This is a genomic window from Listeria sp. ILCC797 (assembly GCF_900186185.1).
GTDB classification, from domain to species: domain Bacteria; phylum Bacillota; class Bacilli; order Lactobacillales; family Listeriaceae; genus Listeria; species Listeria goaensis.
Map to the genome: position 1 here is coordinate 421376 of NZ_FYBS01000001.1, position 11167 is coordinate 432542.

Below are 11167 nucleotides of genomic sequence, written 5' to 3' on the forward strand. Positions count from 1 at the left end.
ATGAAATTTGTAAAAAATAATGAAACGGCTGTTTTCGCCTTGGGTGGACTTGGTGAAATCGGTAAAAATACGTATGGCGTACAATTTCAAGATGAAATTATTTTGATTGACGCTGGAATTAAGTTTCCAGAAGATGAGCTATTAGGGATTGATTATGTCATTCCTGACTACACTTATTTAGTGAAAAATAAAGATAAAATTAAAGGGCTTTTTATTACGCATGGTCACGAAGATCACATTGGTGGTGTGCCCTATTTACTTCGCCAAATTAACATTCCCATTTATGCAGGGAAACTAGCGAGCGCTCTTATTCGCAATAAATTAGAAGAACATGGTTTACTTCGTCAAGCTAAAATTTATGAGTTTGAAGAAGACGATGTATTTAAATTTAGAAAAACGAGCGTTTCATTTTTCGGAACAACGCATAGTATTCCGGATACTTACGGTGTTGTCGTTAAAACACCTTCTGGTAATATTGTGCACACTGGTGATTTCAAATTTGATTTCACACCGGTTGGCGAGCCTGCTAACTTAACTAAAATGGCTGAAATTGGAAAAGAAGGCGTGTTATGTCTTTTGTCAGATAGCACAAACGCTGAAGTTCCTAACTTTACGATGAGTGAACGCGTTGTTGGGGAAAGTATTAAAAACATCTTCCGTGATGTACCTGGTCGGATTATCTTCGCCACATTTGCTTCCAACATTTATCGTTTGCAACAAGTTGTGGAATCCTCACTTGAAACGGGACGCAAAATCGCTGTTTTTGGTCGGAGTATGGAGTCCGCGATTGAGATTGGTCGTGAACTTGGCTATATTAAAGCGCCGAAAGATACTTTTGTTGAAGCTAACCAAATCAATCGTATTCCGGCAAATGAGTTAACGATTCTTTGTACAGGAAGTCAAGGGGAACCAATGGCGGCACTTTCGCGAATCGCAAACGGGACGCACCGTCAAATTCAAATTCAACCAGGCGATACGGTTGTCTTCTCCTCGTCCCCGATTCCGGGAAACACAATTAGCGTCAATCGTACAATTAACTTGCTTTATCAAGCAGGCGCAGAAGTTATTCACGGAAAAGTAAACAACATTCATACTTCTGGACACGGCGGCCAACAAGAACAAAAACTAATGCTTCGTTTGATGAAACCAAAATATTTTATGCCGATTCACGGGGAATATAGAATGCAAAAAATCCATGCTGAATCAGCAGCAGAGTGCGATGTGCCACTTGAAAACAGCTTTATTTGCGGCAATGGTGATGTGCTTGCGCTAACAAGTGATTCCGCCCATGTGGCAGGTAAAATTCAAGCAGCAAACGTCTACATTGATGGCAGCGGAATTGGTGATATTGGAAATATCGTCTTGCGCGATCGTCGCATTTTATCTGAAGAAGGTCTTGTTACTGTGGTCGTTTCAATTGATATGAAAAACTCAAGAGTAATGGCTGGACCAGATATCATTTCCCGCGGATTCATTTATATGCGCGAATCAGGAAATTTAATTGGCGAAGCACAAGACTTGCTTAAAAAACATTTAAATAAAGTTATGGGACGTAAAACGACGCAATGGTCGGAAATTAAAAATGAAATTACCGACACACTACAACCATTCCTTTATGAAAAAACAAAACGCCGTCCAATGATTTTACCAATCATTATGGAAGTATAAAAAAAACGAGTGGAAATTTCCACTCGTTTTTCTATTGGATTTTTTCTTGTAGACGTTCAATATCATCATCAGAACCGATTACGATAAGAATGTCTCCATCGTGTAAAGCAGCCTGCGCTTCTGGTGTGATAATCATTTGTTTGTCGCGTTTTATACCGACGATATTGACGCCGTATTCATTTCGGAAATCAAGTTCTTGTAAGCTTTTTCCGAGGAATCTTGGATCGGACACAGCAATTTCTACAAGACTGTATTCATCGGAAAGTTCCAAGTAGTCGAGCATGTTTTTTGATACGATGTAGTGGGCAATTCGTCGTCCCATGTCGCGTTCTGGGTGAACGACTCGGTCAGCTCCAATTTTATCGAGCAATTTGGCATGTTTGTCACTAGTAGCTTTTGCTGTCACGAATTTAACGCCCATTTCTTTTAAAATGAGGGTTGTTAAAATACTCGACTGAATATCTTCACCGATTGACACAATGACGTGTTCAAAATTTCGAATGCCAAGCTGACGAAGCGCGTTTTCGTCTGTTGAATTCGCAATAACCGCATGGGTTGCAATCGACATATATTCATTGACGCGCTCTTCACTCGAATCAATCGCGAGTACTTCCATTCCCTGCTCTATAAGAGAGCGGCAAATACTTCCACCAAAACGGCCGAGGCCGATAACTGCAAATCCTTCTTTCATTCTAAAAACGCCTCTCTATCCTTGATTTTTAACCAAATCATGTTTAAAAGCATAAATCGCTGCTTGAGTCCGGTCCTGCACGTCTAGTTTCGATAAAATATTGCTGACGTGTGTTTTTACGGTTTTGAGTGTAATGAAAAGCTCATCGGCAATTTCTTGATTTGATTTTCCTTCTGCGATTAAAAGTAAAATTTCATTTTCGCGATTTGTTAAATCATCATGCAAGTTCTTTTCTGGTTTTGCGGTTAGTCGTTGCATCATTTTCCCGGTCACTTCAGGTTCGAGCACAGAATCCCCGCCGTATGTAGCGCGAATGGCATCAGCAATTTCACTTGCTGTCGATGTTTTCAGCATGTAGCTACTCGCACCAGCTTCCAGTGCAGGATACACTTTTTCATCATCAATAAAACTTGTGACGATGATGATTTTCGCTTCTTTCCATTGTTGCATAATTTCTTTTGTTGCTTCGATTCCGTCCATTTCTTCCATGACTAAATCCATTAAAATAATGTCGGGGCGCAGGTCCATTGCCATTTTTACGCCTTCAAGACCATTTTCTGCTTCGCCTACGACTTCCATATCATCTTGGACAGATAAATAAGCAGATACGCCAATGCGTACCATCTCATGATCGTCTACTAATAAAACTTTTATCATTCGTCGTCCACTTCCTTCTCCGCCACTAACGGAATTTTAATCTCTACACTTGTTCCCTTTTTGGGAAAACTAATTATTTTAATGACCCCGCCAAATTCAGCGACACGTTCACGCATATTTTGTAAGCCGTATGAGCCTTGGGGCACATTATTCATGTCAAAACCGATTCCGTCATCTACGACTTTTAAAACGGCTAAATTATCAATGAAAACAAAACGAACTTCAAGCAATTCCGCTTTTGAATGACGTAGCGTGTTGGAGAGTAATTCTTGTACAATACGGAACAAATGATCTTCAATTCCTTTTTGCAATTTAATATCTTCAATTTGCCACTCCACTTTAATTGGCAGTTTGGTTGTTAGCTCTTTTAGAAGCTGTTCCATACCTTTTTTGAGCGACTTTCCTTCTAGTTGCGTTGGACGTAAATGCAAGAGTAGCGCACGCATTTCAGATTGAGATTCATTTACTATTGATTCTACCATTTTTAATTGTTTCTGCAAAACGGGAGAAGCATTGTTCTCAACTTGTTCATTCAGCGCTGATAAAAGCATCATGGCGGCAAACAATTGCTGGCTGACAGAATCGTGCAATTCACGCGCGATACGGTGACGTTCTTCTGACAGAATCGCTTCTTTTGTTTCACCGCTTGTTTCTGCTTTTTCGCTTGCTATTTTTTGCGTTAAGAGCGTTTGGGATTTCATTTTTTCGCGCAGCTGATCGATTTGTTTGTACACTTGCTGTACTTCAACAAAATTTTCTTCATCTTCATCGTGAACTTTCTTTTCTAAATCCCCTTGTTCAAGTAGGCGAATTGCAAAATCGATGCCTTCAAATTTCTGTTTAATAACATACCCAGAAACAGCCCCGATAATTACACCTGCTGAAACAGCCGTTAGTGGTACAAAAACAACGTAAGGTAAATATAGGATTTTAGATTGAAATAAGAGCTCATACCAACTTAAATTACTTGCGAAATAGTAAATGAGCGTTCCGACAAGCGTAGCCCCAAGTAATAGAGCTGAACAAAGCGCCATTTGGGTCTTCGTATAAGTCATAGACGAATCACCTCTAAATCTCCAAACACAACGGATGTGACGATTTTAATTTTACGTGCTGAACGATCATAATTATCCGAGTAAATCTTGACCGTATTATTTTGCATCATTGTACTTTGCTTATCATATTGTAATTTACCGAAAATAGCTGAGTGCTCTAGGCAAATGCCAATATCAAATGGAACAAGCAACCGAATTTTCCCGGATATACCACGAATCATAATAATGCTTTCTCCTGTAGGTAAAACGGTGTTCCCGAGATCAATTATCGTATCACCGATTCCAGTTTGCACATTAATATCTTCCCATTCATATACAACATCTAACACACGCTGATTGCCGAACCACTGATTGCGAATGAAATGGTTCGTCTTATCCGTTTTTGATTCAGGCTCACTTGTTTCAAGCATAAGTAGTTCTGGCGCTCGTTTACGACCAATGTAATGAAAAATCGCAAAGATTCCAACAATCACTAACCCTACTTTAAACGTAGAAGTGAGAAGAATGGCTATTAAAATAAATACGGCTGCTAAAAACAAACGATTGCGTTGCTTCCGCTTTGTTAAATCAGTCTTGCGCGAAGAAAATAGTAAGAAAATACCGATGGCAAGCATGATTAAAAGTTGCCATTTAAATAAAACTTCTAAACCAATTCCAACAATGACGATAATAAGACCAATAAAAAGCGTGGAACTTTCGAATTTTTTCATGACGAACACCTCCTTTTTTTGTCTAAATCAAGCCGTTAATAGGTTCATTATAGAAAACTCCGCTTAATGGGACAAACCGCTATAGCTGTAAGCGTGTCTACAACTTTAGTCGGATTCAGGCGGTGCTGTATTTAATTTCGTTGTGAGTCCGTCTTCTTGTGTGACTTTGCGTGCTTTCATTAGTGTGCCGATTGCGCGTTTGAACTGGGCTTTGCTGATGCCGAATTTAGCGCGAATGGCGTCGGGATCTGATTTATCGCCAAATGGCATTTCGCCGCCGACACTGTTTAAATAGGTCAAAATCATTTCGGCGTCGTCACTGAGCACTTCATGGACCCGGCCGCGCAAGGAAAGATTTAACGTGCCATCTGGTTTTACGGCAATGACGCGCGCCTTTACGTATTCACCAAGTCGTGGTTCGCTCGTGCGTTCGCTTTCGTGAATGAAGCCGATTGCATAGTTGTCCGTCAGCACAAATGAACCGATTTTTAGGAGCTTATAGACCGTACCGGATACATTTTGGTTGAACATATCTTCTTTTGCACGTCTTGAAATGGCTTTATATTCGGTTTCCGAACCAAGCTCGCCCCAAATCCGATGCTTTTCATCCACCCGAAGAGAGAGCATTAAGCGGTCGCCTTTTTTCGGCCAGAGATGCGTAAGTGCGGGCAGGTCGTCCATGGAAACGACGATATCTTTTTCGATGCCGATATCGACGAAAACGCCTAAATCTTTTCGAACATTTGTGATGGTTCCAAAGCCGTAATGCCCCACTTGGACTTTTGGTATTGTCGTGGTTGCCGTAACTTCGTGGTCATAATCGATGTAAACAAAAACCTGAATGTCGTCGCCTACCGCGAGGTCTAGGTTTTGGCTATTTCCTTTTTTTAATAAAACGAGTTCGCCTTCTTTTTCTAAAAGAAAACCGTCTTGTTTAACTTCTTTCACTGTCATCATTTGGCTTTTGCCAATTAAATTTTGCACAATTTTTGCCACCTTTTCCGTATATTCCTTGGTCTATTATAGCTTATCTTGCGCGAATTAGATAGCTAAAAAGCCACCAAAATTGGCGGCTTTTCAGAGCATATTTTATTTGGCTTACATTTAGAGGGAATGAATGGCTTGTTGTAATTTTGTGATTTTTTCTTTGTCGAGGGAATTTGCGAAACTACTGTCTTTTCGGGCACCGCTTCCAACGTGATAATCCGTATGGTTCAAAGCTTCCTGAAATTGTGCAATGTTTTCACTCGATACGCCGCTTCCGACAAGTATGCGGAATGAATTCGGTGCATTTTTACTATCTGCTATCCATCTTTTCAGGCGTGGAATCGAATCAAGCGCGCTATTTGTGCCTCCAGACGTCAAAATTTGGTCAATCTCTTCGCCGTATCCGCGGAGCACTTGATAGGCTTCCTCGATGTCAGACGCGTCCTCTAGCGCCCGGTGAAAAGTAAGTTTTAAGTCACCTTTCCAGCTAATCACTTTTTCAAGTAATGCCGTATCAATCTTCCCTTCTTTGGTTAAAGCACCGAATACAATTCCTGTTGTGCCCACTTCTTTTGCGACTTCGATATCGCGTTTCATGGCGCGAATGTCTGCATCATCATATGTAAAAGAAAAACTGTGTGGCCGAATCATCATCATCGCTTCTAGCTTCGAATTTTTAACAATTTCAGAAATGGCTCCGTAACTTGGTGTGAGTCCGCCTTCACTAATCGCCGAAACAACTTCCATTCGGTCAGCGCCAAACTGTTCCGCGCGTTTTGCATCTTCGGCATTTTGAACAATGACTTCTAACAAATTTATCCACTCCATTCTTTCTTCATTATCGCCAATTTGATTAGGCTTTTCAAGTAAAAAAGAGCGAGAATTAATTCTCGCTCTTTAGATTATTTCCCAGTAATGTCATGCAATTTATCTGCGACGAATTCAACGTCTGCGCCGACGATAATTTGAACATTTTCTTTATTAAGTTTAACGACACCGCGGGCGCCTGATTTTTTAAGCGCTGGTTCGTTGAGTAAATCCGAATCTTTCACTTGTAAACGTAAACGAGTTGTACAGTTGTCAACTTTCACGAGATTGTCTGGTCCGCCTAGGCCGCCTAAGTAGCCACGTGCCATTTCTTCGTATTTATCGACTTTACCGCCAACTGGCATTTCTGCTTCCGTAGAACCGACTGCTGCTGCGGCCGTTTGAACGCTTGCATTTGGCATTTCTGCTGCTAATTCTTCTTCCGTTTCATCTTCACGTCCTGGCGTCTTCAAATTGAATTTCTTGATGACGAAATAGAAGAGGACGAAATAAATGAGTGTGAAGATGAGCCCAATTGGGATGAGCTGCCATGCATTATGGCCCTTCGTGAAGTTTAAGGCGAAATCGATTGCCCCGGCGCTAAATGTGAAACCAAGTTTTATTCCGAGAAGGTTTGTAATAAACATCGACACACCCGTTAAAATGGCGTGAATTCCGTATAGGAACGGTGCGATGAACATGAACGTGAACTCGATTGGTTCGGTAATCCCAGTTAGAAACGCGGTAAAAGCAAGCGAGAACATCATCCCGCCGACTTCTTTGCGGTTTTTCTTTTTCGAAGTGAGGTACATCGCAAGTGCAGCGCCTGGAAGACCGAACATCATGATTGGGAAGAAACCTACTTGGAACGTTCCAGCTGTTGGATCGCCTGCGAAGAAGCGGTTAATATCCCCGTGTACCATTTGGCCTGCGGCATCAATAAAGTCACCGTAACCAAACCATAAATATGTGTTTAAAACGTGATGGAGCCCAGTTGGAATTAATGCGCGGTTCAGTACGCCAAATACTCCCGCACCAAATGCACCAGCGCTTGTAATCCAGCCGTTAACAGCGTCAAGACCATCTTGAATCGTTGGCCAAGCCCAACCAAATAAAGCAACTAAAGCAAGTGCTGCAATTGCATTTACGAGAATCGCTACGTGGCGACCATCAACAAAATTTTGATTTCCAAAAAACTTTTTATCATATAAGTAATTGTACAAAATTGGTGCGGTTAATCCGGCGATGAAACCAGCAAAAACGCCCATGTTGATGCTTTCATTTACACCGATAACACCAAAGTTTAAAATAAAGAATACGAGCGCGCCATTTAAGCCGGCTGCTCCGCTATTATCACGAGATAGACCGATGGAAATCCCGATGGCAAATAGTAAAGATAAGAACGTGAATAGTGCTGCTCCCCCTGAGTGGATGAATGGTACATTGAATACATCATCTGCTCCTAGTCGGTTTAAAAGGCCTGCTGCTGGCAATACGGCAATTGGCAGCATGAGCGCTTTTCCGATTTTTTGCAATCCACCTAACATTTCATTTCCTCCATTTCATTTTTTCGATATGTTTAGAATATTGCCGCAACGAATGCGCCAATGAATAAGGCTACAACAGATGTTATAATCGGAACAAAACGACGTCCACCGAAAAAGGCGAGCCATTCTGGCAAACGAATATTATAAAATTTATTGTATAAAACGCCTGCTGTTATTCCCATGTAAATTCCACTGAAGAAGTTGAAATTCGCTGAAAATTCCGTTGTTGTAAAGACTCCATCTTTTGGATAGTTTAGCGATACAATAACGGCTCCGTAAACTAACCAACCGACAGCACCTGCAAGGGCTGCTGCTCCGCTTTGATCTTTCGACATTCCGATTGCGATACCCATCGAAACAATTAATGGGAACATGAGCACAAGACCATCATAAATGGATTTCATTGCGTCCATTCCAGTTTGGCTCGCTACCCAGAAAATACCCATAATAATAAGGGCAACAATTGGGTACACAGCGCCAATCGCGAATCTTTTTAATACATCCATCTTTATTCCTCCTAAATAAGTTTAATTTCCCCAAAAACTCCTAAGTCTTTCAATGTGAAGGGCAATATATCCTAATTCCGCATCAGGCAAGGCTTTTTTGTAATCTCTTTGCAAGAGAAGTGCAACCTTCTTCGCGGTATTAAAACTAAATTCAAATTTGGACTTAATCATGTTTAGCATTTCATCGTCCATCGTATGTAATTCTTTTTTCTCTACACGGTTTAAAACAAAACGAAGATGTGTGATAAGTCGCTCATAGGCAATATCTTGGCCTGAAAGGGAGACGTTAAGTTCTGTCGTAATCGTTTCAACCATGCTAGAAATAATTGTGGCTTGGCGTACACTTTCATGAATGTCGCCTGAGCCTATTTTTGCGGTATGAATGTGCAGTGCAATATAAGCCGCCTCATCAATTGGCATATCAAGACCAAAGCGTTCTTTCACATGATTAATCGCCCATAAACCTATCTTAAATTCTGCTTCATATAATACTTTAATTTCATTCAAAAGTTTATTTTGCAAAATAATGCCTTCTTTTATTCTTTCAATGGAAAAGGCAAGATGGTCTGTTAACGCGATATGAATGTGCTCGCTTAGCTTTCCGCCTAAAGTGGCTTCTGCATATGAAATAATTTCTTCAGAGATAGCAAAATATTCTTCGTTGATACGATTTAATAGTTCTTGAAAATGTTCCGCTTCTTCTTGCATGACAAACATTTTTTCAATTTTACTTGGCGAGATAATATCATTGCGTTTTTTATTAAACGCGATGCCACCACCAATTGCGACTTTTTCTTGGTCACCATCACGAACGACCACCGCATTATTATTTAATATCCGAATAATCTTCATGTTGACTCCCCCTCTTATCGCAATTTTTAAGCAAGGGAGCCGTAACTCCCTCACTCAAAACTTATTTTAATTTTGAAACAAACACTTCTGTTTCGCCGGCAATTGTGTTGGTTACAGCTTTCCAGTCGAAATCAAATTTATCTTCTGCACTGTTTGTCACAACCATTGGAATGATTGTACTGCTCGCATTTTTCTCAATGAAATCTAAATCGGCTTTAATGAGCGCGTCGCCTTTTTTCACTTTTGCACCCATTTGCGTGAGCACTTCAAAACCTTCGCCTTTTAAAGCAACCGTTTCAAGACCGATGTGAACAAGAATTTCTTGACCAAGTTCTGTGCGAATTCCAAAAGCATGTTTTGTGTCAGCAAGCTGAATAATTTCTCCATCAGCAGGTGCTACAATCGTGCCATCAGTTGGTTTAATGGCAATACCTTCACCCATCATTTTTTGGCTAAACACTGGATCTGGTACTTCGTTAAGAGCGACAAAAGTTCCTGTTGCATGTGCAAAAATCGTTTCGTCTTTCTCTTTTTTGAACATTTTTTTAAACATTATCCATTCCTCCTAAGCATGCTTTCTTTTCCAATTGGTAATAGACATAAAAAAGGCACGGAGGGTGCAAAAACTCGGCAGTAAAACCAGCTTCACCTCTCCATGCCTGTTCGTGACAGTAACATGAAAGCATATTTAATAACTTTTTCAAATCTATCTTACTCTTTAAAACAAAAAAATGCAACCTTTTTTTTCACACTTAATGTGTTCCGTTGCTGGATAGCGCTTCGTTTGATACAATGGACTAGAATTTAGAATGAAGGACGTGACACATATCGTGAATCAGTTTTCAAAATGGTTAAGCACAATTGATTGGGATGCTTTCTGGGGGAATGTTATTTCCATTGGGATACGCGTTGCCCTATTAATTGTATTATATTTTGTATTAAATTATGTCGGTCGGAAAATCATTAAAAGTTTTTTCAAAAAATATCGCGCCAATCAAGCGGTTTCGCCTGGTCGGGCAGACACGCTTGAAGGCTTGACTTTTAATGTTTACAGCTACGTTTTATTTTTCACCTTTGCGATTTTGATTTTGCAAAATTTCATGGACGTGACGGCAATTATTGCGGGTGCCGGGGTGCTAAGTTTAGCGATTGCCTTTGGGGCACAGGGGCTTGTTAGCGATGTAGTGACTGGATTCTTTATTTTGCTTGAACGTCAGCTTGATGTTGGTGATAATATTACGCTTGATGCTGTGAATGGGATTGTGGAAAACTTGGGGCTCAGAACGACGCAAGTGCGCGATTTCGACGGGACGCTACACTTTATTCCAAACCGCCAAATTATGGTCGTGAGTAACCATTCGCGTGGAAATATGCGTGTGCTTGTTGATGTGGCGATTAGTCCAACCGCCGATACGGAAAAAGCGATGCAGATTATTGGTCAAGTTTGTACAGAAATGAAAGAGCACAATAAAAACATCGTGGAAACACCGGTTGTGCTTGGCGTGGAAAATTCAGACGGAACAAACATGATTATTCGTGTTGTTGGAAAAGCTGTGAACGGTGAACAATTCAATGTAAAACGCGATTTATTGAAAGAAATTCGGGCCGCACTTGTTGCTCAAGGAATTGATTTGCCGTTACCAACTTTGCTGACAAATCAAGCAAAATAAAAATAAGCATAGATCCA

At 40.7% G+C, this 11167-nt stretch carries 12 protein-coding genes; 2 read left to right on the forward strand and 10 right to left on the reverse strand.

The features are described 5' to 3' along the window. On the forward strand, positions 1 to 1668 hold the full coding sequence (gene rnjA / locus BN1609_RS02025) for a ribonuclease J1 (protein WP_088808655.1): 1668 nt from the start codon (positions 1 to 3) through the stop codon (positions 1666 to 1668). Positions 1669 to 1699: 31 nt separating this feature from the next. On the opposite strand, the gene BN1609_RS02030 is transcribed toward rnjA, so the two are convergent. The 10 genes from BN1609_RS02030 to BN1609_RS02075 all read right to left on the reverse strand — a co-directional run bounded on the left by BN1609_RS02030 (position 1700) and on the right by BN1609_RS02075 (position 10033). Further along, entirely contained in the window at positions 1700 to 2359 is a 660-nt protein-coding gene (locus BN1609_RS02030) for a TrkA family potassium uptake protein (RefSeq protein WP_088808654.1), read from the reverse strand. 15 nt (positions 2360 to 2374) lie between these two features. After that, on the reverse strand, positions 2375 to 3016 hold the full coding sequence (locus BN1609_RS02035) for a response regulator transcription factor (protein ID WP_088808653.1): 642 nt from the start codon (positions 3014 to 3016) through the stop codon (positions 2375 to 2377). Further along, positions 3013 to 4071: a sensor histidine kinase gene (locus tag BN1609_RS02040; protein WP_088808652.1), complete on the reverse strand. Its 1059-nt coding sequence runs from the start codon at positions 4069 to 4071 to the stop codon at positions 3013 to 3015. The genes BN1609_RS02035 and BN1609_RS02040 overlap by 4 nt, the downstream gene beginning before the upstream one ends. Further along, positions 4068 to 4781: a cell wall-active antibiotics response protein LiaF gene (liaF, locus tag BN1609_RS02045; RefSeq protein WP_088808651.1), complete on the reverse strand. Its 714-nt coding sequence runs from the start codon at positions 4779 to 4781 to the stop codon at positions 4068 to 4070. The genes BN1609_RS02040 and liaF overlap by 4 nt, the downstream gene beginning before the upstream one ends. A gap of 105 nt (positions 4782 to 4886) precedes the next feature. After that, positions 4887 to 5765, reverse strand: coding sequence for a S1 RNA-binding domain-containing protein (locus BN1609_RS02050; RefSeq protein WP_088825291.1), 879 nt, complete (start codon positions 5763 to 5765; stop codon positions 4887 to 4889). 120 nt (positions 5766 to 5885) lie between these two features. Beyond that, the gene (locus BN1609_RS02055) at positions 5886 to 6581 is read right to left on the reverse strand and encodes a copper homeostasis protein CutC (RefSeq protein WP_088808649.1); all 696 of its coding nucleotides are present in this window, start codon (positions 6579 to 6581) and stop codon (positions 5886 to 5888) included. A gap of 89 nt (positions 6582 to 6670) precedes the next feature. Next, complete coding sequence (locus BN1609_RS02060; RefSeq protein ID WP_088808648.1) at positions 6671 to 8122, reverse strand: PTS transporter subunit EIIC; 1452 nt, start codon at positions 8120 to 8122, stop codon at positions 6671 to 6673. Between the two features lie 32 nt (positions 8123 to 8154). Further along, a complete protein-coding gene (locus BN1609_RS02065) occupies positions 8155 to 8628 on the reverse strand; it encodes a PTS transporter subunit EIIC (RefSeq protein ID WP_088808647.1) in 474 nt (157 codons plus the stop codon). 21 nt (positions 8629 to 8649) lie between these two features. After that, complete coding sequence (locus tag BN1609_RS02070) at positions 8650 to 9480, reverse strand: PRD domain-containing protein (RefSeq protein WP_088808646.1); 831 nt, start codon at positions 9478 to 9480, stop codon at positions 8650 to 8652. 61 nt (positions 9481 to 9541) lie between these two features. After that, the gene (locus BN1609_RS02075; protein ID WP_088808645.1) at positions 9542 to 10033 is read right to left on the reverse strand and encodes a PTS glucose transporter subunit IIA; all 492 of its coding nucleotides are present in this window, start codon (positions 10031 to 10033) and stop codon (positions 9542 to 9544) included. Positions 10034 to 10289: 256 nt separating this feature from the next. On the opposite strand from BN1609_RS02075, the gene BN1609_RS02080 reads away from it, so the two are divergent. Continuing rightward, positions 10290 to 11150, forward strand: coding sequence for a mechanosensitive ion channel family protein (locus BN1609_RS02080; RefSeq protein ID WP_179946614.1), 861 nt, complete (start codon positions 10290 to 10292; stop codon positions 11148 to 11150). The last annotated feature ends 17 nt before the right edge of the window (positions 11151 to 11167 follow it).